We start from the raw sequence: 23,101 nt of genomic DNA, 5'->3' as shown, positions 1-23,101 counted from the left end.
ACCGCCGGCCCGTGCCACCGACGATCCGCGCAACGCACCGGTCGGAATCGAAGCCCTCCTCGTAACCACGAAGATCCGATTCGTCCGTTAGAGCGCGACTTCTTCGGGTACGCAACCGTCGACCCGGGCGGTGATCCACTTCCCGGAAACGACGAGAGGAGAACTCTTCATGAGCACCGCAGCGAGCATGCTCGGCACCTACCCGCACGACATGGGCGCGATCGACCACGAGAAACTGGCTGCGTGCATCGAGGCGTGCGTCGAATGCGCGCAGACCTGTACGGCATGTGCCGATGCGTGTCTGGCCGAGGAATCGGTCGCAGAACTGACCCAGTGCATTCGCACCGATCTCGACTGCGCCGACCTCTGCGAAGCCACCGGCCGGGTGCTGTCCCGGCAGACCGGCAACAACGCCTCGGTGACTCGAGCGGTCCTCGAAGCCTGTGCTGCCGCGTGCAAGGCGTGTGGGGACGAATGCGCTCGGCACAGCTCGCACCACGAGCACTGCAGGATCTGCGCCGACGCGTGCCGACGCTGTGAACAGGCGTGCCGGGCCTTGCTCGCGGCCCTCGGGTGATCGAGGCACCGACGCTCCGACGCCGGTCGGCCGGTTCCCCGGCACCGACCGGGTCAAACTTTCCCGCGTGGCTCGCCATGGCGAAGGAGGCGCTCACCCGCCCGGCCGAGTCGTCTCGTAGCCGATCGGTAACCTTGACCGGATGAGTGTTGCGGATTCTCCATCAGCGCCCACCGACGGACTCGCCGGATGGGCGCTCGACCTGATGGATCGGCTGGGCGGTGTCGGGGCCGGTCTCGCGATCGCTCTCGAGAACTTTTTTCCTCCGCTTCCCAGCGAGGTCATCCTTCCCCTTGCCGGGTTCGCTGCGAGTCTCGGCAGCTTCACGTTGTTCGGGGCGCTGTTCTGGACGACCCTCGGCTCGGTGCTCGGGGCGCTCGGGTTGTACTCGCTGGGACGGTGGGTCGGTGAGGACCGCCTGCGGAAAGTGATGGACAAACTTCCCCTCGTCGACGTGGAGGACCTCGACCGCACGGCGGAGTGGTTCCGCAAGCACGGGCGCAAGGCCGTGTTCTTCGGCCGCATGGTTCCCGTCTTCCGGAGCCTCATCTCGATTCCCGCTGGTGTAACGCGAATGCCGCTGTGGCAGTTCACCGCCTACACCACCGCGGGCAGTCTGGTGTGGAACACGATCTTCGTGTTCGCGGGTTATCAGCTCGGGGAGAACTGGCAGAAGGTCGAGCCGTACGCGGAGATCCTCCAGTACGTTGTCCTCGCGGTGGTCGTCGTGGTCGTCGGCTACGGGGTGCAGCGCCGGGTCCGCTCGCGGCGCGCCCAGAAGACCAGCGCCTGACCCACGGGAGGTCCCGATGTTCGGACGCAACGCCCACACGTGGTCCCTCATCCGCGCCGAACGTGCCGCACTCGCGGCCGACCTGACCGAGATCGACGACACGCAGTGGGCAACGCAGTCGCTGTGTGATCGGTGGACCGTCGAAGAAACTCTCGCGCATCTCACCGCAGTCGCGAGCATCGGGCCGATGCGCTGGTACCGAAGCGTGCTGGGTGCACGGTTCGACTTCGACCGCCACAACGCTCGCCGGATGGCCGAGCACAAAGGTGCCACGCCCGCGGAGACGCTCGGCCGCTTCGACAACGTCGTTGCTGCGACGGCCGCGCCACCCGGACCGGCGGCGGCGTGGCTCGGTGAGGTGATCGTCCACTCCCAGGACATCCGGCATCCGCTGGGTCTGCCCTACACACCCTCACCCGAGGTGGTCCGCCCGGTGGCCGAGTTCTACGCGCGACGCAACTTCGCGGTCGACAGCCGGAGCACCGTGGACGGTCTGCGGGTCGAGGCCTCGGACAGCACGTTCGCTGCCGGTTCCGGTCCGGCGGTCACCGGGACGACTCTCGCCCTGACCATGGTCATGGCCGGTCGCCCTGCCTACTGCGACCACCTCGACGGCCCCGGTGTCCCGACCCTCCTGACTCGCCTGTCCGCCCAGGCGAACTGACGTCGCTCAGCCCCAGACCACGATCGCCGCGCACGCCGCGCCCACGATCAGGACGGTCACCGCGTCCCCCGCGCCGAGGCGGGGCCGGGTCCGGACGACGGGACGCGGGCCCCGCACCGACAAGGCGTCGCCGAGGTCGCGCACCTGCCGCATGGACACCGACGCCACCGCGCCCACCGTGTCGATCAGTTCGGGCCACCACCCCCTGGGATTGCGGATGCCGGGCCGTCCGCGCAACCGGCGTGCAGCGAAGAGCATGCGCATCTCGCCGCGGATCGTCGGCAACATTCGCAGCGCGAGCGCGCACACCGTCACCCACTCGTCGACGGGAAGCCGCAGCAACCGCAACGGTGCCAAGAGGACAGGCAGGGCGTCGACCAGTTGCGACAGACTCGTCGTCCAGCCGACCAGCGACGCCAGCACCAGCAGGCACACCCCCAGCAGCAACGCCCGCACGTAGCTCGTCAGTCCGCCACCGGCAACGTTGAGCGCGGCACCGAAGGCCAGGAAAGCGAACACCCACCACGGAATCGTGGGGACCACTCCTCGCGGAATACGGGCCACCAGCAGGCCGGTCAGGAGAACCGCCGCAATGATCCCGAGCGCCGTCCAGGAGGGGATGAAACTCACGACGACCGACAGCGCGACGGCCGCCAGGATCTTCGTGCCCGCCCAGACTCGGTGAAGTGCGGTGACACGCGGTACGGGCCGCAACAGGATCAGCGGCCGGCGCTGATCTTTCGTGCCACGTTCTTTCATGTCGTCACCACACCGATCTGGTCCACGATCCGTCCCGCCTCGAGCACCACGGTGCGTGAACACACCTCTTCCATTCCGTGCAGGTCGTGGGAGATGACCACGATCGTGACGTGGTCGACCGCTCGCAGGTGAGCGAGGATCGACACCAGTTCGCGGCGTCCGGGCACGTCCAGGCCCGCCAGGGGCTCGTCGAGTATCAGGACGCGGGGAGTGCGCGCGAGCTGAGCCGCGAGTGCGACCCGCCGCATCTCACCACCGCTGAGCCGGTCGATCGGGCGGTCCACGAGATCGGGTCCGAGCCCGACCCGGTGCAGCACCGCCGCAACGTAGTGCCGGTCGGTGTGGGGCAGGCCCGCCACCTCCGAAATCTCCTTCGCGACCGTCGGACGCTGAAGCTGCAACCGGGCCTGCTGGAAGACGAACCCGACGTCGCCGCGCAGGTCCGCCGTGGGAGTGTCCTGCAGGAGACAAGATCCGCGTGTGGGCCGGTACAGCCCCGCCATGATCCACGCGAGTGTGGATTTGCCCGAGCCGTTCGCACCCACCACCAGCACGCCCTCCCCACGGCACACGGTAAGAGTCACGTCGCCCAGCGCGGTGTGTGCCCACGGTGTGCGGTCCGCGTAGGTGTAGGTGACGTCGCGGAGTTCGAGGACGGGTTGCGGGAACGTCGGCGCGGCGGCGACCACCGTCGCGGGACGCGGTTCCGCGGCGGGTGCCGCTACGATCCGTCCTCCCGCAAGATGCACGACGCGATCGGCCGCAGCCGCCTCGTCGTCGAGATGCGTCACGAGCACGACGGTGGTGCCTTCTCTGGCAACCTCGGCCAGCAGGTCGATCAGCGCCGACCGGCTGGCGGCGTCGACCATCGCGGTGATCTCGTCGGCGATGAGGAGCGACGGGCGGCGGGCGAGCGCACCGGCCAGGGCGAGTCGCTGAAGCTGACCACCCGAGAGGTCTTCGGTGGGCCGGTCCTCCATGCTGGCGAGACCCACCCTCGCGAGCACCGCCTCGGCGTCGACGTCGTCGATTCCCCAGCGCAGGTCTTCCTCGACCGTGCGGCCGAGCACTTGGCTTTCGGGATGCTGGAACACCGTCACGGTGCCACCGGGCTGCCCGAGGCCGACGGGGCCGGGCCGGTCGACGAGCCCGGCGGTGGGCTCGAGACCGGCGAGGATGCGCGCGAGTGTCGATTTCCCGGACCCGTTCCTGCCTACCACCGCCACGAACTCGCCCGGACCGATCGTGAGGTCGATGTCGGACAGCGCGTCGACGCTCGCACCGGGATAGCGGTAGGTGACGAGGCGCAGCGCCACCGGGAGAGGGTTCGGCTCACCGGAGCGGGCGCCGGACGGCCACTCGGCCGACTGTGTACTCCACGTGCTGCGCATCGACACGAGCCGGAAGATCCCGAAGCACAGCAGAGCGGTGCCGACGATGCCGACCACCACGGCGCTGCCGATCCACACCCACCACAAACGCACCATCAGGTCGATGGTCTGCTCGAAGGTGCGGACGAAGTCGTCGCCGGCTCCCGCGGCTTCGAACGCCCGGACCGTTCCCCGCATCGACGACGCGAGCGCATCGAGCAGCAACACTCTGGTTTGCTCGAACAGAAGCAGCAGACCGATCACCCCGGCGGCAAGCAGCAGACCGATCGGCACGGCGCCCGCGAAGATGACGAACACCGCCGACTTGCCCCACCTTCGGTCGGCGAATCCGACGAGCGCCCCCACCGCTGCGAGGACGAACACGGTGGCCACCGCGAACGGTCCCGCCGCGATGAGGGCCACGACACCCGACGCGACAGTGGCCGCGACCACGGATCGCACCCGTCCGGCAGCTGCGAGAAATGCGATCGGCAATGCCACGAGCACCTGCGCCACCCCGACCGGAACGAATCCGGTGATCACGGTCAGCACCGCGGTCAGTGATCCGAACACCGCCGCAGCGGCTGCTTCGGCCGGTCGAAGGGGTCCCCTGGTCCGGGGAGCGGTTTGCGCGTGCACCGGTCCCAGTGTGCCAGCGCAGGTCACTCGTGCGAACGATGACTTCCCGCGCCCGCACGAGTCGGTACGTGCACGGACGCAGAGAGTCCGTACGGGCCCCATCGACGGAAGGACCCACTCATGCCCGCGACCGCACACCCGCTCGTCGAGGCCGAACGACGCGATCTCGTCTCCGTGCTCGAAGAACTCACCGAGGAACAGTGGAGCGCCCCGTCCCTGTGCCGCGGATGGAGAGTCCGAGAGGTGGTCGCGCACACGACGATGCCGTACCGATACGGCATACCGCGGCTCCTGCTCGCCATGCTCAAGGCACTCGGGGACTTCGATCGTGCCGCCGACGCGTGCGCCCGCGCGGACGCGCGAGCGATGACCGATACCGAACTGCTCGAATGCCTGCGCAGCAATGTGGCGCATCCCTGGCAGCCACCGCGCAGCGACTCCTCCGCCGCGCTGTGGCACGAAGTGATCCACGGACTCGACATCACCGTCGCCCTCGGAGCCGACCGGCGGGTGCCGGACGAGCGGATCGCGATGCTGCTCGGGTCGGTCTCACCGGAGAGTGTCCGCTACTTCGGAGCCGACCTGGACGGCATCCGCCTGTGCGCCGACGATCACGACTGGGAGTACGGATCGGGGGACACCGTCAGCGGCGACGCGCAGCACCTGCTGCTCGTGCTCACGGGTCGCTCTCTTCCCCCTGGACTCCTGAAAGGCGCACCCGCCGAACGGTTCACCGCTCCGGTCTAACGCGGAGGGGTCATTTCGACCCGGACGCCCACCAGACGCACCTCGCGTTCGTGATCGAACCGATCGAGCAGAGCGACGGCCGCGTCCCCGATCCGGTCGGCGTCGAACGTCGGTCCGGGAAGCGGCGCGCTCGCCGTGTGCGTGATGAAGGGTGCGTACCGGATCTTCAGGCCGACACGGACGCCCTCCCTGTTCTCGGCACGAATATCGTCCGTCGCCTGGGCAGCGAGCCGCCGTACGTGCTGCGCGAGTTCGTCCCAATCGGCGACATTGTGCTGGAACGTGGTCTCTCGACTGTGCGACCTGGCCACCCATGGCTCCCCCGTGACCGTCGCGGTGGCCGCCCCGCGACCGAGACCGACCAGCCACGGACCGATCTTCGGCCCGAAATTTTGCGCCATGACATCGACCGGGGCTTCAGCGAGTTCACGGACCGTGTGAATGCCGTGCGCGGCGAGTTTCTTCGCGGTGCGAGAACCGATACCCCACAGTGCTGCGGGGTCGCGCTCCCCCATCACCGCGAACCAGTTGTCGCGGGTGAGGCGGAAGACTCCGCGCGGCTTCCCGAACCCGGTGGCGATCTTGGCGCGGAGGATGTTGTCCCCGATGCCGACCGAGCAGTGCAGCCCGGTCGCATCCAGAACGCCGGCTTGGACGCTGCGCGCGAACGACTCCGGGTCGTCGGTCTCGACGCCGAGGAACGCCTCGTCCCACCCCAGCACATCCACGACGGCGTCGAAGCTGCGCAGGGTGCTCATCACCACGTCCGAGACCTCGTTGTACGCGTCCTTGTCGACCGGGAGAAAGATCGCATCCGGGATCTTCTTCGCCGCGACGCGCAGCGGCATCCCGGATCCCACCCCGTGTTCACGCGCCTCGTACGACGCGGTGGATACGACACCCCGCTCCGTCGGATCGCCGCGGCCACCGACCACCACCGGCTTTCCCGCCAGTTCGGGCCGGCGCAGGACCTCGACGGCAGCGATGAACTGGTCGAGGTCGACGTGGAGCACCCACGCCGTCACGATGCCCGGCCGTCCTGGGTCGTCGAACCGCACGTCACCGGATCACGGTATGTCCCGGCGCCGTCCCAGCAGGAAGGTTTCGGGACAAAGCCGGAAGCCGCTGTCGTCGCGGTCTCACGCCGGATGTAACGAAGAACACATTCGGCGCGACATCCCTACCGAAGCTAAGCGGAACAAAGAAGGGCTCATCGTGGCACACGACCGGCTGCTGTTCATCGGCCATCCCGACGCCGGAGAAGTCGCGCAATGGAGTGCACTGCGCGATCTTGCTCCTCAGCGGGGACTGGTCCCCACCCGCAAGTTCGAACCCGGCGAGGTCGTCTGGGCGGTAGCGCCCGGTGGTGTCCTCGACAGCACGGCTTCGGGCACGCCGTCACGGATCGTCGATGCGTTGCGTGCCGCCCACATCCCCTGCACGAATGCACTGGACGCGATCCGTCACGTGTACTGACCAAAACGCTCGTCCGCGGCTCCGCCCACCTCCCCGGACGGCGTGGCCGCCGACAGCGGAGTGCCGAACTTCATCCGCAGCCCGAGCGCCTGATCGATCACCCGCTCCCCCAGCCGCACGCGTTCCTCGAGAGTTCCGGTGAGCAGCACCCAGGACCGGCCGGTCGCCGTGAGCATGTCGACGAACCACTCCGTCATCTCCGCCCGGATGTGTTCCCCGTCGCGTATCCCGTCCTGCACGAACGGGACTCCCACGTGATCGGTGACGAGGTAGAGGGCATCCCGGCCGGGAACCTCCGTCCACGCGCGCCGGCTCTCCGGGCCCAGGTACCGCCGCTCCCAGACGGTGGTCGCGACCGCGTCGGTGTCGCACACGAGCACCGGTGATCCGGTCCGTGCCGCCTCCTCCTCGAGGCGGGTCTGCTCCGCGGCGATGTACGCGAAGTCGTCGCCGGTCCAGGTGAGGTCGTCCATCGACGCGGCTGGATCAAGATCTTGCATTCGGGCGAGTTTGTCCAGGGTGGCCTGTCGCCCGTACTCCGGCACCCACCGAGTCCGCTCCCACACCCCGCCGCGGGCGCGGTAGCGCTCCGCCAACGCGCGGCTCACCGTCGTCGTGCCGGTGGATTCGGCCCCGAGAACCACGATGCGCGTCGTCAGACCCGCGCGGGCAGGCGAGTCGAGGTGGTCCCAGCATCCCGCGAGATCGGCGCGACACGCCGTTCCGGATACCGGATACGCGATGCGATCGACGTCGACGCAGACGTGGGTCGCCGAAAAGCGTTGCGCCAGTTCGTCACCGTATTTCTCGCTGGACACCACCGCGTCGACCGGGATGCCGGTGACCGTCCGCACCGCGGCGCGCATGCAGGCGACCTGCGCCGCCCACACAGCGTCCGAGCCGAAGTCCATCGGGGCGTCGCACACGATTCCGGTGACGGTGACTCCGCGGTCGGCGCGATGCGTCTCGCGCATCCACGCCACTCTCCGGCCCAGCGGGATCGACTCTGCGGCGGACGCCATGACGACGACGGTGACGCGGTCGGCCACCTGTGCCGCGGTGCGCACCAGATGGTGGTGCCCGATGTGCGGCGGGTAGAACTTGCCGATGACGAGTGCATGTCGGTACATCACGCCACCGGAGCGAACTCGGGCGTCTTCACGCGGGTGCTGCGCCAGGCGATGAGGCCGCGTACGCAGAGCGCCAGGAAACCTATGTAGAGCAGTGCGGTCAGGGTGAGGCCCTTGTGCAGATAGAGCGGGATGTAGATCAGGTCGGCCGCGATCCACAGCAGCCACGACTCCCACCGCTTGGTGGCCTGACCCCACGTCGCGAGCAGCGAGAGGACGGTGGTGGCCGCATCCCAGAACGGCACGGTCGACGGGGTGGCGGTGTCGAGCAGGACGGTCAGCGCGGCGGTGCCGGCAATACCCGCGCCCGCGAGCCACAGCCACTCGCGCCCACTGGTGCCGGTCACGGGCAGCACCCCACCGTCGTGCCCCCGCGCCCAGTTGGTCCAGCCCCACACCGCGAGTCCGATGTAGACGATCTGCAGTCCCGAATCGGCGTAGAGGCCGGCGGTGGCGAACAGCAGGATCCAGACGAGGTTGTTGACGATGCCGATGGGCCAGTTCAGCGCGGACTGCCGGCCCACCAGGTACACGCACCACGCACCGGAGAGGAAACCGAGGACCTCCGCCCACGTGGTGGGAGCGCCGAGGGCGGTGAACGCCGTCGAGTTCAGGAATGTGAGCATGGCGATCCTTTCACTGGTGCCAGTGATTAGATCAGTATTGCGCTAAGTGCGCAACGAGCGTTCAGACCGTGGCGCCCTCCGCGACGTGGTGGCGTCCGAGCGGCAGCATCAGGGGCTTGCCCGACACCGGATCGGAGATCACGTGACTGTCGAGCCCGAACACCGCCCGCACGGTCTCGGTGGTGAGAACGTCGGACGGATCACCCGCCGCGTAGACATCACCGGCGGCAATGGCCACGAGGTAATCCGCATACCGCGCAGCAAGATTGAGGTCGTGCAGCACCATGACGGTCGTCGTGCCCCGGCTCCGGTTGAGATCGGTGAGCAAATCCAGCACCTCGATCTGGTGGCTCACGTCCAGGAAGGTCGTGGGCTCGTCGAGCAGCAGCACGTCGGTCTGCTGGGCAAGTGCCATGGCGATCCAGACACGCTGCCGCTGCCCGCCGGAGAGTTCGTCGACGTGCCGCTCTGCCAGTTCGGTCGTGTGGGTCGCAGCGAGAGCATCCGCCACCGCGGCATCGTCCTCACGACTCCACCGCGAGAGCACTCGTTGGTGTGGGTGGCGGCCGCGCCCGACCAGATCCGCCACGACGATTCCTTCCGGCGCGATCGGCGACTGCGGGAGCAGACCCAGAGTGCGGGCGAGTTGCTTGGCCGGCAACCGGTGCACGTCCTTGCCGTCGAGCAGAACGTGCCCCGAGCGCGGCGCCAGCAGGCGCGACATCGACCGCAACAGCGTCGACTTTCCGCACGCGTTGGCCCCGACGATGCACGTGATCTTTGCCGGCGGCACCACCAGATCGAGGGATTCGACGACGGTACGTCCGCCGTATCCGAGTTCGAGGTCTTCGACGACGAGGGTGTGGGCTGCGGTCACAGCGAGCCTCCCGAGCGGTTGGAACGAATGATGAGGTAGACGAGATACGGCGCGCCGAGCACACCCGTCACGACACCGACGGGATAGCGGGTGCCGAACGCGTACTGACCGCAGAAGTCGGCGACGAGTACGAGCAGCGCACCGACGAGGGCCGCGGGAACGACGAGCGACGTGCCCGGTCCGACGATGCGGGCTGCGATGGGCCCGGACAGGAACGCGACGAACGCGATCGGGCCCGCGGCGGCGGTGGCGAACGCGATCAGCCCCACGGCGGCGATGATGAGCACGATGCGTGTGCGCTCGACCCGGACGCCGAGCGCCTGCGCGGTGTCGTCGCCGAGCTGGAGCATCGACAGGTTGCGTGTCTGACCGAGCAGCACCGGTCCGAACACTGCCAGCGCGACGAGCACCGGAACGGTCGCGGTCCACGTCGTTCCGTTGAGGCTGCCGGTGAGCCACCGGGTGGTCTCCTGCAGGTCCCAGGTCGCCGCCGTGCTCAGCAGGTACGACGTGAGGCTGTCGAGCATGGCGGCGATACCGATGCCGATGAGGATCAGCCGGGTGCCCGCCACACCGTTCCGGAACGAGAGCGCGTAGATCAGCACCGCGACCGCCAGGCCCGCCACGATCGCGACCGCGGACACCTGCGACCCGCCGAGTGAGAGCACGATGATGGCGAAGGCTGCGGCGGCGCTCGCGCCGGAACTGATGCCGATGATGTCGGGGCTGGCGAGTGGGTTGCGCAGCATCGTCTGGAAGGTCACGCCGCCGAGGCCGAAGCAGGTTCCGGCGACCACCGCGAGCACCGTGCGAGGTATCCGGAGTGTGCCGACGGTGAAGGACGCGCCGGGCACGTCCTCCCCCAGGATCACCCGCATCACGTCGGACGGTGGATAGAACGTCTTGCCGAACATCAGGCTTGCTGCGAACGCGGCGGCCACGAGCACGACCAGCACCGCGATGATGCCGCGTCTGCGTCGTCCCCGCCGAACGCGGTTTGCCGCAACGGTGTCGGTTCCGGAGGTGGAGGTATCGAGGGTGGCGGTCACAGTTCGCGTATCTTCTGGCGTCGGACGATGTAGATGAAGAAGGGTGCCCCGATCAGGGCGGTGATGATGCCCACGTCGATCTCGCTGGGCCTCGCCACTATCCGGCCGAGGATGTCGGCTGCGGTGAGCAGGGCGGCGCCGGTCAGCGCCGAGAACGGCAGCAGCCATCGGTTGTCGACCCCGATCAGCATGCGGCACAGGTGCGGCACGACGAGCCCGACGAAAGCGATGGGTCCTGCGATGGCGGTCGCGGCGCCGCAGAGCAGTACCGCTCCCAGCGCCGCAATACCGCGCGCGATCGCGACTCGCTCACCGAGACCGGCCGCGACCTCGTCGCCGAGTGCGAGCGAGTTGAGGCTGCGGGCCGACAGGAGCGAGACCACGAATCCGACGGCGAGGAACGGCAACGCCTGCCCGACTGCGTCGAAGCTCGCGCCACCGACACCACCGATCTGCCACGAGCGCACGCTGCCGGCGATGTCGTTGCGCGGCAGCACGACAGCGGTGATGAACGACGCAAAGGCCGCCGACGTCGCCGCGCCCGACAGCGCAAGCTTGAGGGGTGTCGCGCCGCCGCGCCCGAGAGAGCCGACGGTGTAGACGAACAGGGCGGCGATGCCCGCTCCGAGAATCGCCACCCAGATCATGCTCGTCTGCGTCCACAGACCGAAGTACGCCATGCCCACGACCACCGCGAGCGAGGCCCCCATGTTGACTCCGAGAATTCCCGGGTCGGCCAAGGGGTTTCGGGTGACGCCCTGCATCACCGCGCCGGCGAGGCCGAGAGCGGCGCCGACGAGGAGCGCGAGCACAGTGCGCGGGATGCGTTTGGCCACGGCGCCCTGACCGATGTTGTCCGTCGAGCCGCCGAGCGCAGCGACGATGTCGGACCATTCGACGTCGCGTGAACCGATGACGACGGACATCACGGTCAGCGCGACGAGCACACCGGCAAGAACCAGCAGCCACAGCAGACGGCCGAACGTCGGGCGTCCCGTGGTGAGAGCGCCCGACGTCGAATCCGGTTGGGTTACCGTCACTCCGGTGAGCCGGTGGCAGCCTTCGCGAGCAGGTCGACGTAATCGCCGAGCACCCACGAGATAGCGAGCGGAGTCGGGTTCGCGGCCGTGCCCAGCGGGCCGGAGCCGTCGAGGAACACGATCGAGTTGTTGGCGACAGCCGGCATCTGAGAGAGCAGCGGGTCGGCCTTCAGCGCGTCCACCAATGCCTGGTCGCCGTAGGTGACGATGATCTCGACATCGTCGAAGACGTCGACGCGCTCGGCACTGACCTTCTGCGAGTACTCCTCACCGGTCGACGCCTCGGCGACGCTCTTCGGAGTGGACAGACCCAGGTCCTCGAAGAACGCGGAACGGGTGTCCTTGGCGGTGTAGAAGCTGACCTGGCTCAGGTCGGCGGTATCGACGTGCGTGAGGAACATCGTGGACTTGCCCGCGAGGCCCGGGTGCGAGGCCACCTCGTCGGCGATCTGCTGTTCGAGGTCGGCGATGAGGGCCTTGCCCTCGCCTTCCATGCCGAGGCCCATGCTGTTGTAGAGGATGGTGTCGCGCCACGACGTCGCCCACGGCGCCTCGGGGAATGCGACAACCGGCGCGATGGCACTCAGCGTGTCGTAGGTCTCCTGCGTCAATCCCGAGTAGGCCGCGAGGATTACGTCCGGATCGGTGTCCGACACGGCTTCGAAGTCGATGCCGTCGGTCTCGTCGAAGAGCACCGGGGTCTCGCCGCCGAGTTCCTCGAGCTTCTCCTCGACCCACGGCAGCATGCCGTTGTTGTCGTCGTCGCCGAAGTTCGCTGCGGCCATACCGACGGGGACGATGCCGAGGGCAAGCGGCACCTCGTGGTTGGCCCAGTTCACGGTCGCGACGCGGGTGGGCTTCTCGTCGATCGTGGTGGTGCCGAAGGCATGCTCGATCGTGACCGGGAATGCACCGGGTCCGGTCTCGGAGGCCGCGGTGTCCGAGGACTCCGACGAGTCGGAACCACAGGCCGTCATGCCCAGTGTGACCGCGACTGCCGCCGCGGCCACTGTCAGGAAGCGCTTGGAACGCATGGGGTATTACTCGCTCTCGTGCAAGGGGTGACCACACTCCCGCAACCGCGGGAATTAGGTGAGGTTTACCTAAACCGTAATGTTTGTCCGGTCCGGGCGCAATCGCGCGTTCGGGACATCCGATGTCGCGTTCGGGACAGCTACCCCGTCAATCGGAACGTGCCCGGTGTGCTTCCCATGATTCGGCGGAACGCCGCGCCGAACGCGCTCACCGACCGATAACCCATCTTCTGGGCCACCTCGCCGAGTTCGAGACCGGCGCCGAGAAGGATCGCGGCGCGCTGTGCCCGAACCGCTGCGGTCCACCGTCCGAAACTCATTCCCGTCTCCGACCGGAACACGCGAGTGATGGTCCGGGGACTCACCCCCAGCGCCGTCGCCCAGTCCGCGAGCGTGCGCGGGTCGCCGGGGTCGGCATCGACGGCCTCGACGATCGGCCGCAACAGCGGGGATGTCGGCATCTGCACCAGCAGTTCCTGGTCCGACGGCGCGAGCACGTCGATCACCATCTTCTCGGTCAGCGCTCGCGACTCACTTTCGAGCGACTCGTGCGTCAAACGGTCGAGCAGTAACCGGAGCAGCGGCGTCATCTCGACGGACACCGGACGCTCGGACAGTGCGGGCGTCGCGCCGATGCCGAAGTGCGCCGTGCGATACCACGTGCCCGCCGGCGTGATGCCGGAGTGCAGCAGCCCGGCGGGTATCCACAACCCGATCGTCGGTGTCACCGTCCAGGTCCGTGCCCCCACCGTGACACTCGACGCCCCGCGCTCGTTCCACAACAGTTCGTGGGTCGGGTGTGAGTGCGGCTCGAACCGCGTGTCGCGGGAGACGAGTTCGTCCATGCCGGCGATGACGAACGGCACGTCGATCGCTCCGGCCTCGTACACCGGCAGCGTCCTGGTCTCCATGGGCACCCATTATGTCCGCAGCGTCACCATCTGCCCGTGCGGTCGTCGGGCACATCACGGCAGTGCATATGGTTGTGCGATGGAAACCGAGTTCGTCCGCTGGACCGAGGACGGCACCGAGCAGTCGGCGGTGTGGCGGTCCACCAGCGGAGCGACGCCCCCGAAAAAGGTCCGGGTGGCCGACGACTCGATGACCGCCGACGAGGCATACCGCCTGGCGTGCGAGGGAACGGCGCTGTTGTGGCGCGGCGACTTCCACAACGCCCGCCAACTCGGCACCGCCGTCGCCGCCCGGGCCACGCGCAAGCCCCGCAAGACGTCGACGGACCCCGCCACTGCGTTCCACCTGCACCGGCAGACGCAATCCCGGCGAGCGAGCATCCTCGGGATGCTGCTGGTGCCGTTCGACGCGGACCAGACGATCCCGCTTCGACGCGCCCCCGACGTGCGGCAGGCCGTTCACGAGGCGTACGGGCCGATCGATCAGCCCACCGTGACCACCTTGCGGGATCTGCTGGGCGCGATCGGCGCCTACGAATGGCAGAAGAAGGGCGTCGAGATCCCCGCCCTCGGCGCGCGCATCCACCCCGGATACGGCGTGTTCTCACCGATTCGCGGCGAGTACGTCGACCTCGTCGCCGACACCCCGCTGCCCTCGCTCACCGAGGCGTTCGACATCGGCACCGGCACCGGCGTGCTGGCCGCCGTCCTCGCCCACCGCGGCGTCGAGAAGGTCGTCGCGACGGAGATCGACGCGAAAGCCCTCGCCTGCGCGCGGGCGAACCTCGACCGGCTCGGCTACAGCGACCGGGTCGAGGTCGTGCAGACGGACCTCTTCCCGGAGGGCCGGGCACCGCTGGTCGTGTGCAATCCGCCGTGGATTCCCGCCCGGCCGACATCGCCGATCGAGTACGCGATCTACGACCCGGACAGTGCGATGCTCCGGGGCTTCCTTCGCGGACTGCCCGAGCACCTCGAACCCTCGGGAGAAGGCTGGCTCATCCTGTCCGACATCGCCGAACATCTCGGCTTGCGGACCCGCGAGGAACTCCTCGCCCTCATCGGCGATGCCGGTCTCGTCGTGCTCGAACGCCGAGATGTGGCGCCGCGGCACGGCAAGATCGAGGACCGGTCGGATGCGCTCTACGCCGCGCGCAAGCGGGAAGTGACGTCGCTGTGGCGGCTCGCCGTGCGGGACCGTCCCTAACGCGTTCGGCGACCGGAGTCCCCGCCCTGCGACAGTTCCTTGGCCAGGGGCGACGGGAACCTCGGCATCACGCGCACACCCCCGAGCCAGTCGTCGAGGCGGGCGGCTTCCTGTTCGAGAAACGCCGAACCCTCCGCGCCGATGTCCTCGAGCAGGTGGAGGGTGACGGCACCGTCGTCGTCCTGCCACCAGGTTCCGACGATCCGTCCGTCCCACCACGCGGTGGGTCCGGCGTTCCCGTTGGAGTCGAACAGCGCCTGCCGGTACGAACCGAGATACCAGTCGCGCTCGAACCAGCCCATCGTCGTCGGGTCCAGCGCCGGCAGCAACGCACCCCACGGTGCAACGCGCGGGGTCTCGTCCACGTCGTCGGGCATCAGGTAACCGGTTCGTCCGCCGAGATCCACTTCCACCGCGTGTAATTCGGCAAGCGCCGCGCGCACCGCCTTCAACGTCGAGCCGAGCCACCACTTGATGTCGGCTTCGGTGCCGGGACCGAAGCGCCGCAGCCACAACTCCACCAGGCCGCGCACGCCGTCGTCCTCGGTGCACGGTTCGATCTCCGCGCCGAGCCACGACTCCGTGGTGGCCCAACTCGGCCGCGAAATTCGCCACGCTCCATTGTTGGAGGCGCGCACCACTTTTCCCGACGCCGACAACACCGTCAGCACGCGGGGAGCAAAGGCGACCTTCCCGGCCCACGACTTCCCGGTGCCGTAGTCGACGGCACTGTCGATACGGGGAATCTCCTTGCGCAGTTCGGTGGAGGTCGCTTCCCTGCCACCGGACAGCGCCTCGAGGACGTGCTCGCACGCCTCGGTCAGCCACTGCTCACCGTCGGTGTGCAGACCGGCGGCCTCGACATCCTTGGCCACGCTGCGTCGCTGCACCGCTGCGACCCGGTTGCTCGCGCCGGCTTGAGCAAGTGGCAGAACATGCCGTGGGAAGACGAAGACCGTCCGCCGCATCGCGAGATGCTTGACCAGCGAACGGTCGACGTAGAGCGCGCGGTCGAGATCGGAGACCTGGAAATCGTCGACGCGCGCCCAGGCCGACAGATAGACGGTCGCCGGGTCGGTGCCGTGCAGGCAGACCATGCCGGTCGCGGCCTCGACGGCATCCTTCGCGTGAAACCCCGGAGCGAGGCAGTGTCGTGCGGCCAGGCGAGCCCTGCGTTCGGTTGCGTCGATCTGTCGCAGCGTCATGGCGCCACCCTAGTGGTTACCTGTGACGAAACTTGGGTGCGATAGTGCCCGCCTGGCGGGCACTATCGCACCCAAATTGCGTCACATCAGAACCAGCTGGGCGGCGATCAGGACGTCGAGCACTCCGCACCATTCGGCGAAGGTTTTCGAGACCACCCGGTCCCGCCAGATATGCACGAAGTCCCACATCCCGTGCAGGAACCAGCCGGTGGCGATCACATACACCCCGACGGTCGGATCGACGGCGAGACCTGCGAGCGCCACACCGCAGAAGAACACGATTCCGACCGCTTGAAGGCGCATGTTCGGCGTCGAATCGATTTCCCCTGTGGACATCACCCACACCAGCAGGACGAGGGAGGCACCGACGAGAAGGGTGGACGGCGCCATAATCCCGGTCACCTCGGTGACCGCGACCGTCCCCGTCACCAGCACCACGACCGGCCACGTGATCTTCCGGTTGCCGATCTTGGCCATGATCAGATAGATCAGCGCGAGCATCGGCAGCGCCTCGCCGAGGAACTGGGCCGAACCGCCCTTCTCTCCGAGCGCTGCCGCCACCACGTCAGGTCCGACCAGGGCGAGGGCGAGCAGGGCGGGCCAACGGCGCAGAGTCCACCGCACAGGTCCCGGCAGTCTGTCGAACCAGCGCGCAATCCGTCCTGCCTCGGGAGCACTGTCCGACGAAGCTGCCGTGCGCAGCTGTTGTGTGGGTTCCGTCCTGTCGAGCATCGCGAACTCCGATCGTCGAGGCGCCTTCCCCCTGGGCCTCGCATAAGTCGAACAGTGCTGTCTACTTTAGGACCCTGCTACCGTAACTCGTACAGCCGTGTATGGGAAGAGGAATGATGACAGCACCGACACCTCGCGCGACGAAACGAGCCGACGCCGTCCGCAACGTGGAGCGCATCCTCGACGCCGCTATCGCCTGCCTCACCGAACGGCCGACGGCGTCGATGGCCGATATCGCCAAACGAGCAGGTCTCGGCCGCGTCACCCTGTACGGCCACTTCGCATCACGGGCCGAATTACTCGAAGCTGCGGTCGTGCGCGTCCTCGAACAGGGCGAACGTGCCCTCGGTGCCGTCGATCTATCTGGCAACCCGCGCGACGCGCTGAGCCGCCTGATCGAGAGCAGTTGGCTCCTGACCAGTCAGGCCGCTTCGATCATCGCCGCCGCCGAAGACGAGTTGCCGCCCGGAAGAATGCAGGAACTGCACACCGACCCGGCTGCGCGCGTCGAGGCGCTCATCGAACGCGGACGAAGCGAAGGCGTGTTCCGAACTGATATGCCGACGTCGTGGCTCGTCACCGTGATCCACCAGATCCTGCACGGCGCCGCCACCGAGATCTCGATCGCACGCCTCGACCCCCACGACGCATCCGAACGCATCACCACGACGATCCTCGCCGTCCTCGATGCTCCGTCGACGCAGGAGACGAATAACTCAGCGGGTCAACGAGGGTCGGGTCCCTCGACGAGCGGAAGCGACTCGTCGGCGGTCCAGGCGTTGAGCGAACCGTCGTAGACCGCGGCGTCGGTGCGACCCACCACGGCAAGTGCGTGGGCGACGCCGGAGGCGGCGATGCCGCCACCGCAGTACGCAACCGGTCGCACGTCCGGATCCAGCGCGCCCGCCTTCTCGAAGATCTCCCGCAGTTCGACTGTCGGCTTGAGGCGGCCGGTGGACGGGTCCACCAGGTCGCCGAAGGGGATGTTGATGCTGCCCGGGATGTGCCCACGACGCGGATACGACGGGCTCTCACCTCGGTAGGTCGCCGGGTCGAGAGCGTTGATGATGAGGATGTGGGGGTCGTCGAGAGCGCCCAGAATGTCCTGCGTCGACGTCAGCAAGTCCGGACGACGATGCGGCGTAAAGGTCGCGGCATGCGGAATCACCTGCTCTTCCGAAACGGGATACCCCGCGGCACGCCACGCGGGGAGGCCGCCGTCGAGGACTGCCGCGTCGTCGAATCCTTCGAGCCGCAACTGCCACCACAATCGGGCGGCCCAGATTCCGCTCGACTGGTCGTAGATCACCACCCGTCGTCCGTCCCCGATACCCACCGCACCCGCCGCGATCGCGAACCGGTCCGACGACACAGCGGTAAACGGTTGCGGCGCTTGATGGTCGGAAAAGTCGGTGAACAGGTCGGCGTACACCGCCCCCGGGATGTGCGCCTCGGCGTACGTGTCGAGACCGGGTTCGATGTGCACCGACCCGTCCGGCGGCATGCTCAGGTGTGTCGTGGCGTCGACGATGACGAGGTCTTCGTCGTCGAGGTGCTCGTGCAACCACTCGGGAGTGACGGACTGGGGTGTCGGGTCGCTCATGGAGCACTCCTTCTGCCGTCCCACGGCAGTGCTGGCCTCGACCCCGGCGCGCGAGGTCCGAACCACCAAATCGTACGCGGCGAGGCTCCTACACAGTCGCGTACGCGGCAGCGAGATCGATGCGTAGCCACCCGCCGTCGGAGCCGGCGCGATCGAGTGGGTATCCCGCAGGTAGCGCGGTGTCCCGGAGCACGCCGAGGCGCTCCTCGTCCGTGAGATGGGGCGCGACGCTCCGCAACAGCACCGCGGCGTCCGCGGGAATGTCGTTCACTATCGCCGGATCGACCGGCTCGAACCCGTAGGTCAACCGGTTCCGGTATTCGCCGCGCGCCGCATCGAGTGAGCGATACCGGAGGTCGGACTCGATGTAGTCGGCCAGGGGTGCACCCACAGACCGTTCGAGTTCCGACCGGAGTTCGGCCTTCGCTTCGTCGACGAGACGGACGAACGCCGGGTCGTTCAGCCGGTCGGCAGCCGCAGCCTGACCCATGATGCGCGCGCCCATGACGTCGAGCGGGTAGTGCACGCCCAACACGATTCGGCTGTTCCCCACCTCCGAGGCACGGGCGAGAATCTGCGGAGCAAGCTCGGGAAGCATGTCCGCCAGCAGGATGCCCTTCCAATACGCCTGCGCCGTATGGCCCGAAGGGTACGAACTGGTACCGAACACTTCCGCGTACGGGTCGGCCGCGCCGCCGGTTCCGTCGCCGAAGTAGTAATGGATCCGCTCGGGTGCCGCCTCGAACGGTCGCGGGTTGTTCCAATGCTGCTTTTCCAAGAGCGTCGAGTTGGCGATGCCGCCGGCCCGAGCGAGGTCTCCTCCGAGCACAGTCTCGGTCTTCGGTAGACGTCCCCCGTCGAGCGCGACGCGGAACACTTCGCCCAGGCCGTGGCCGAACCCGTCCGACAACGACAGCAGCCGGTCGTAGTGACTGTCGAACAACGCGCGCTGCTGCTCTACGGGCGACGCCGCATTGTTGATCGCCACGGCGATATCGAGGTTCTGCTGCACCACGTCGGGACGACTCTCGCGAAGTTCGGTGAACCCGTCCAGCACGGAGATGTAGTTGACGCGCGCGGGGAGATCGGACGGGTAGGGACCGACCAGGTCCGGGAGAGCGAAGGGCCCGGCATAGGCGACGGGTGCCGTCGCCGTCATCATCACCGCAGCGATCAGTGCCCCTGCATACCGGCTGAACTTCATCGAGTGGCCTTCCCCCGGACGACGGTCCACGAAGTTAAGCCGCCCAGGTGCCCGTTACGCAAGAGGCAGCGACAGCGGCGCGTTCCTCGTGGGTTCGCTGCCCGCGGATTCTTCAGCGAGTCGCATCGCTACTCCGATGGCACCAGCCAAGGAACCCAGGAGTACGAGCAGGGTGAGTGCGCCGTTACCGGGGTCGCGTGCCGACCCTCCCAAGGCTTCGGTGTCGAGGGCGAGGTACGTCACCGTGTCCTTCAATGCGCTGGTGAAGGTTACTGCGGTGCCCAGCCAGAGCAACACGAGACGAGCCGGCGTAAGCCGCTTTCCCCTGAGCAGACCCGTCGCAGCCGCGGCACCTGCGGCAGCCGCCGACGCTCCTACGACGAGGAATACTCGTTGCGCGGTCGTCAGGTCCGAAAACACCGCACTCCCCCACACCGCCCACACCAGCTGCTGTCCGGTGAATATCACAGCGGCAGCGACGAATACGGCACCGAGGTGGTTCTGTAGTCGGCCGGTTCGTCCTCCGCCGTTGTCGGCGCCACCGTCGACCACCACGTGCCACCTGTCCCGCGCGTAGAGAACGAATCCGGCGAGCAGGAGAACAGCCTGCGTCGCGAAGCCTCCGTACACGACAGCGAACACCCACCCCTCCATGGCGTCGTTGCCGCTGTACGCGTTTCCGCCGCCCGTGACGACCTGAATGGCGCCGCCCAGAACCGACCCCACCGCGACGGGGACGAGCAGTCCGGTCGCGACCCACATCGGGAAAGCAAGGAGGACGGCGGGGATTCTCTTTCCCCACGGCGCAACCAACCCGACCGCGATCAGGATCGCGGTCAGTTCCATACCCGCCGTCGCGATGTTGGCGACCCGCATGGTGTCGGCGAACTCGGCGTCGTCGACACCGATCGTCCAGCCGAAGATCCAGGCAATCTTCAGGAGCAGGTAGGGCAGGCACGACACGACGGTGGCGACGCATATCCAGCGCCGGAGCGGCAACACCCGGTCCGCGCCCCGGGATTGCGCAGTCAGATTCATGGCAACATTCCGATCACCGTCTCGAGATGGCAAGCATTCGGATGCAGCACCCGAATCCCTTCGCCCAGTCAACCGCCTGAACGCCACCTCGAACATCGGGGAAGACCCGGAAATCGGCCCCTAGAAAATCCCCCGGACTCGACGGTCTGGATGCAGGGCAGCGCCGGTATGACTCGCCGAACTCGCCGGCTGAGCCGGACAGCGTCGGTGGTCAGTGAGCCCCGGCCGGGTCCACGGCGTTCGCGAGTGCGTACGCATTCGGAGAACTCAGTAGAAGCTCGTCGAACTCGGTGCCGGCCCGGCGCACCCCGATGCGCAGCACCGGATATCCGCGCTTCATCGCGACCAGGCGCCGTGTGCCGCGCGGATGCCGGAAGGTGCCCACTTTGAGATATCCGGAGATCACCAATCCCGATCTGATGCCGAGTATTTCGGACGTCCAGCCCGGCAGAACCTCGACGCTCGAGATCTCCGACAACGGCACCTCCATCGTGCTCCGGCGGACCATGATCGCCTCCCACCAGGAGAAGGAGAGATGAAGGGCGTTGTCTCGAAAGGTCGATGTCGCCATAACGTCAGGTCTCCCGTCGACGGGTAAGCTCGATGTAATACTGAGAACATTATCAGACTGATAATAATGCGGAAGGGTGCCGATGGGAAAGACCTCACCGATTGCCGAGGTGGTGCTACATCCCGTTCGCCTGCGGATCGTGCAGCAACTCGGTGGGCGCCGGCTGACCACCGCACAACTCCGGGCCGAACTCCCCGACGTCACCCAGGCCACGCTCTATCGGCACATCGCGGCCCTGATCGACGCCGAGATCGTTACCGTCGTCGACGAACGCCGCGTACGCGGCACCATCGAACGCACCCTCGCGCTCGGCGAGCGTATGGCCCATGTCGGACACGACGAGCTCGCGGCCATGGACGAAGCCGAACTACGGAATGCCTTTCTCGCCTTCCTCGGATCACTCGGCAAGAGTTTCGACTCGTTCGTCGAGAACGACGATCGACAGCTCCGGCACTATCTGGGTTTCGGAACCACTCCGCTCTACGTCACTACCGACGATCTTGCGGAAATCCAGGCGCGACTCGGCGAGATCCTTGCCCCCTACCGAACGGATGCAGGCGGCGACCGAATGCGCGTCGATCTGACCACCGCGGTGATTCCCACTCCCCCGCCCGTCGCTCCCGACGAGAAGTAGCCGACCCCCCCCGAAGGCAGGGGTGCGCATCCCCGTATCCGGTCATCCACGACGAGCGGGACGCTCTACGAGAGTCCATGTCACCCATTCCGGCGAACAACGCGCCGAGGCGAATTCGACAGCGGTAACCTTGGTCTATTCGACATCTTCGGATGCCGTTGAACACCATCTGAACACTCTCGCGGGTGATCCGCTCGGAGGCCGACGTGCGTGGATTCGGTATCGATCTCGGAACAGCCAACACTGTCGTCGGCACTCCCGAAGACGGCATAGTCCTGAACGAACCGTCGCTGTTGATGGTTCGGACGAGGGAACCCCACAAAGCGCTCACGATCGGCCATGACGCGAGTGACCTCGTCGACCGCATTCCCTCCGGAATCACGGCGATTCACCCGATACGTGACGGTGTCATCGTGGATCTCGGGACGGCTCGGACGTTCGTCAGTACCGTTCTCGAGCGGGCCGCCCCCCGCCGCCGGTTCGGTACACGGCCGACGGGTGTCGTCGCGGTTCCCGCCGGCGCGACCCCGCTCGAGCGTCGCGCGATGTTCGAAGTCGCACACGAGGCGGGTCTTCGGAAGGTCGGTCTGGTGCCGGAACCGGTGGCCGGCGCGCTCGGTTGCGGTCTCAACCCGCTCGAGCCGTCGACCCATCTCGTCGTCGATATCGGCGGCGGCACTTCGGAAGTCACTGCACTCTGTTACGGCGGTGTCCTGTCGCACCGCAGTTGCCGAATTGCGGGAAACGACTTGAACAGGGCGATACTCCGCTACCTGCGCGCGGAACACGAACTCGTCGTCGGCGAATTCACAGCGGAGCGGGCCAAGGTGGGAGCGCCCGAGGTCGCCGAGGAACAGCCGCTCGTGGTGGAGGGCCGCGACGCCGCGACCGGCCGGGTCCGGCTGGTCACTCTCGAAACCGAGGAGATCATGGATGCGGTGCGCCCCACCATGACGAGCATCGTGCAGACGCTGTCCGCGTGCCTCGACGACCTTCCGGCGCGGGCCATCGGTGACGTGATGGCCGAAGGCATGCTGGCGATCGGTGGTGGATCGATGCTTCGCGGTCTGCCGCAACTGCTCGAAGAAGCCTTCGGCCTTCCCGTGAAGGCCGCGGAGCGTCCTCTCACGTGCGTTGCGGAAGGCGCGACCGCCTGCATGGACCACCCCGAGGTGGTCGCCGCCTACAGCGCCTGATGTTCAGCGGGTCTGGTTG

25 protein-coding genes are annotated in these 23,101 nt (G+C 67.5%); 9 read left to right on the top strand and 16 right to left on the bottom strand.

What is annotated here, in order from left to right; all coding sequences use genetic code 11:
* Positions 1 to 169: 169 nt before the first annotated feature.
* The 3 genes from HF877_RS17200 to HF877_RS17190 all read left to right on the top strand — a co-directional run bounded on the left by HF877_RS17200 (position 170) and on the right by HF877_RS17190 (position 2,034).
* Complete coding sequence (locus HF877_RS17200) at positions 170 to 577, top strand: four-helix bundle copper-binding protein (protein WP_169622412.1); 408 nt, start codon at positions 170 to 172, stop codon at positions 575 to 577.
* Between the two features lie 142 nt (positions 578 to 719).
* Complete coding sequence (locus tag HF877_RS17195) at positions 720 to 1,370, top strand: DedA family protein (RefSeq protein ID WP_169622411.1); 651 nt, start codon at positions 720 to 722, stop codon at positions 1,368 to 1,370.
* Positions 1,371 to 1,386: 16 nt separating this feature from the next.
* Positions 1,387 to 2,034, top strand: coding sequence for a maleylpyruvate isomerase family mycothiol-dependent enzyme (locus HF877_RS17190; RefSeq protein WP_169622410.1), 648 nt, complete (start codon positions 1,387 to 1,389; stop codon positions 2,032 to 2,034).
* A 6-nt stretch (positions 2,035 to 2,040) separates the two neighbouring features.
* On the opposite strand, the gene HF877_RS17185 is transcribed toward HF877_RS17190, so the two are convergent.
* Positions 2,041 to 2,793, bottom strand: a complete 753-nt coding sequence (locus HF877_RS17185; RefSeq protein ID WP_169622409.1) for an energy-coupling factor transporter transmembrane component T — start codon at positions 2,791 to 2,793, stop codon at positions 2,041 to 2,043.
* Positions 2,790 to 4,802 (bottom strand): DUF2232 domain-containing protein, encoded by a 2,013-nt coding sequence (locus HF877_RS17180; RefSeq protein ID WP_206037269.1) that lies wholly within the window; start codon positions 4,800 to 4,802, stop codon positions 2,790 to 2,792. Before HF877_RS17180 ends, HF877_RS17185 begins: the two co-directional genes overlap by 4 nt.
* A 120-nt stretch (positions 4,803 to 4,922) precedes the next feature.
* Between HF877_RS17180 and HF877_RS17175 the strand changes: the two genes are divergently transcribed.
* Positions 4,923 to 5,549, top strand: coding sequence for a maleylpyruvate isomerase family mycothiol-dependent enzyme (locus HF877_RS17175; RefSeq protein WP_169622408.1), 627 nt, complete (start codon positions 4,923 to 4,925; stop codon positions 5,547 to 5,549).
* On the opposite strand, the gene HF877_RS17170 is transcribed toward HF877_RS17175, so the two are convergent.
* The gene (locus HF877_RS17170; protein ID WP_346765215.1) at positions 5,546 to 6,607 is read right to left on the bottom strand and encodes a DNA polymerase IV; all 1,062 of its coding nucleotides are present in this window, start codon (positions 6,605 to 6,607) and stop codon (positions 5,546 to 5,548) included. The two genes, HF877_RS17175 and HF877_RS17170, sit on opposite strands and share 4 nt — an antisense overlap.
* A 157-nt stretch (positions 6,608 to 6,764) precedes the next feature.
* Between HF877_RS17170 and HF877_RS17165 the strand changes: the two genes are divergently transcribed.
* Complete coding sequence (locus HF877_RS17165; RefSeq protein WP_169622407.1) at positions 6,765 to 7,025, top strand: hypothetical protein; 261 nt, start codon at positions 6,765 to 6,767, stop codon at positions 7,023 to 7,025.
* Here HF877_RS17165 and HF877_RS17160 read toward each other — a convergent pair.
* The 7 genes from HF877_RS17160 to HF877_RS17130 form a co-directional block, all read right to left on the bottom strand.
* On the bottom strand, positions 7,013 to 8,155 hold the full coding sequence (locus HF877_RS17160) for an AAA family ATPase (RefSeq protein ID WP_169622406.1): 1,143 nt from the start codon (positions 8,153 to 8,155) through the stop codon (positions 7,013 to 7,015). The two genes, HF877_RS17165 and HF877_RS17160, sit on opposite strands and share 13 nt — an antisense overlap.
* Complete coding sequence (pnuC, locus tag HF877_RS17155; protein ID WP_169622405.1) at positions 8,155 to 8,781, bottom strand: nicotinamide riboside transporter PnuC; 627 nt, start codon at positions 8,779 to 8,781, stop codon at positions 8,155 to 8,157. The genes HF877_RS17160 and pnuC overlap by 1 nt, the downstream gene beginning before the upstream one ends.
* A 61-nt stretch (positions 8,782 to 8,842) precedes the next feature.
* Positions 8,843 to 9,658 (bottom strand): ABC transporter ATP-binding protein, encoded by an 816-nt coding sequence (locus HF877_RS17150; RefSeq protein WP_169622404.1) that lies wholly within the window; start codon positions 9,656 to 9,658, stop codon positions 8,843 to 8,845.
* Positions 9,655 to 10,707, bottom strand: a complete 1,053-nt coding sequence (locus HF877_RS17145) for an iron chelate uptake ABC transporter family permease subunit (RefSeq protein ID WP_169622403.1) — start codon at positions 10,705 to 10,707, stop codon at positions 9,655 to 9,657. The genes HF877_RS17150 and HF877_RS17145 overlap by 4 nt, the downstream gene beginning before the upstream one ends.
* Positions 10,704 to 11,747, bottom strand: a complete 1,044-nt coding sequence (locus tag HF877_RS17140) for an iron ABC transporter permease (protein ID WP_169622402.1) — start codon at positions 11,745 to 11,747, stop codon at positions 10,704 to 10,706. The genes HF877_RS17145 and HF877_RS17140 overlap by 4 nt, the downstream gene beginning before the upstream one ends.
* Positions 11,744 to 12,781, bottom strand: a complete 1,038-nt coding sequence (locus HF877_RS17135) for an iron-siderophore ABC transporter substrate-binding protein (protein WP_169622401.1) — start codon at positions 12,779 to 12,781, stop codon at positions 11,744 to 11,746. Before HF877_RS17135 ends, HF877_RS17140 begins: the two co-directional genes overlap by 4 nt.
* A 140-nt stretch (positions 12,782 to 12,921) precedes the next feature.
* Positions 12,922 to 13,692, bottom strand: a complete 771-nt coding sequence (locus HF877_RS17130) for an AraC family transcriptional regulator (RefSeq protein WP_169622400.1) — start codon at positions 13,690 to 13,692, stop codon at positions 12,922 to 12,924.
* A 79-nt stretch (positions 13,693 to 13,771) separates the two neighbouring features.
* Here HF877_RS17130 and HF877_RS17125 point away from each other — a divergent pair, with 79 nt between their 5' ends.
* Positions 13,772 to 14,899, top strand: coding sequence for a class I SAM-dependent methyltransferase (locus HF877_RS17125; protein WP_169622399.1), 1,128 nt, complete (start codon positions 13,772 to 13,774; stop codon positions 14,897 to 14,899).
* On the opposite strand, the gene HF877_RS17120 is transcribed toward HF877_RS17125, so the two are convergent.
* Positions 14,896 to 16,104: a winged helix DNA-binding domain-containing protein gene (locus HF877_RS17120; RefSeq protein ID WP_206037268.1), complete on the bottom strand. Its 1,209-nt coding sequence runs from the start codon at positions 16,102 to 16,104 to the stop codon at positions 14,896 to 14,898. The two genes, HF877_RS17125 and HF877_RS17120, sit on opposite strands and share 4 nt — an antisense overlap.
* Positions 16,105 to 16,185: 81 nt before the next feature.
* Positions 16,186 to 16,836 (bottom strand): hypothetical protein, encoded by a 651-nt coding sequence (locus HF877_RS17115; protein WP_206037267.1) that lies wholly within the window; start codon positions 16,834 to 16,836, stop codon positions 16,186 to 16,188.
* Between the two features lie 116 nt (positions 16,837 to 16,952).
* Here HF877_RS17115 and HF877_RS17110 point away from each other — a divergent pair, with 116 nt between their 5' ends.
* A complete protein-coding gene (locus HF877_RS17110; protein ID WP_169622398.1) occupies positions 16,953 to 17,633 on the top strand; it encodes a TetR/AcrR family transcriptional regulator in 681 nt (226 codons plus the stop codon).
* On the opposite strand, the gene HF877_RS17105 is transcribed toward HF877_RS17110, so the two are convergent.
* From HF877_RS17105 to HF877_RS17090, 4 genes are all read right to left on the bottom strand, one after another.
* Positions 17,561 to 18,439, bottom strand: a complete 879-nt coding sequence (locus HF877_RS17105; protein ID WP_169622397.1) for a sulfurtransferase — start codon at positions 18,437 to 18,439, stop codon at positions 17,561 to 17,563. The genes HF877_RS17110 and HF877_RS17105 overlap by 73 nt on opposite strands.
* Positions 18,440 to 18,527: 88 nt before the next feature.
* Positions 18,528 to 19,643 carry a phosphatase PAP2 family protein gene (locus tag HF877_RS17100; RefSeq protein ID WP_169622396.1) on the bottom strand — a complete coding sequence of 372 codons (1,116 nt, stop codon included), beginning with the start codon at positions 19,641 to 19,643 and terminating at the stop codon, positions 18,528 to 18,530.
* A 54-nt stretch (positions 19,644 to 19,697) separates the two neighbouring features.
* Positions 19,698 to 20,681, bottom strand: a complete 984-nt coding sequence (locus HF877_RS17095; RefSeq protein ID WP_169622395.1) for a hypothetical protein — start codon at positions 20,679 to 20,681, stop codon at positions 19,698 to 19,700.
* Between the two features lie 211 nt (positions 20,682 to 20,892).
* Positions 20,893 to 21,252: a hypothetical protein gene (locus HF877_RS17090; protein WP_169622394.1), complete on the bottom strand. Its 360-nt coding sequence runs from the start codon at positions 21,250 to 21,252 to the stop codon at positions 20,893 to 20,895.
* An 82-nt stretch (positions 21,253 to 21,334) separates the two neighbouring features.
* Here HF877_RS17090 and HF877_RS17085 point away from each other — a divergent pair, with 82 nt between their 5' ends.
* Both HF877_RS17085 and HF877_RS17080 read left to right on the top strand, forming a co-directional pair.
* Positions 21,335 to 21,886, top strand: coding sequence for a helix-turn-helix domain-containing protein (locus tag HF877_RS17085; protein WP_169622393.1), 552 nt, complete (start codon positions 21,335 to 21,337; stop codon positions 21,884 to 21,886).
* 206 nt (positions 21,887 to 22,092) lie between these two features.
* Complete coding sequence (locus HF877_RS17080; protein ID WP_169622513.1) at positions 22,093 to 23,082, top strand: rod shape-determining protein; 990 nt, start codon at positions 22,093 to 22,095, stop codon at positions 23,080 to 23,082.
* Positions 23,083 to 23,101 lie beyond the last annotated feature (19 nt).

The sequence above is a fragment of the Rhodococcus sp. BL-253-APC-6A1W genome (assembly GCF_012843405.1).
Taxonomy (GTDB): domain Bacteria; phylum Actinomycetota; class Actinomycetes; order Mycobacteriales; family Mycobacteriaceae; genus Rhodococcus.
Note: the sequence above shows the minus strand (reverse complement) of the source record. Positions and strands in the feature narration are given on the sequence as shown.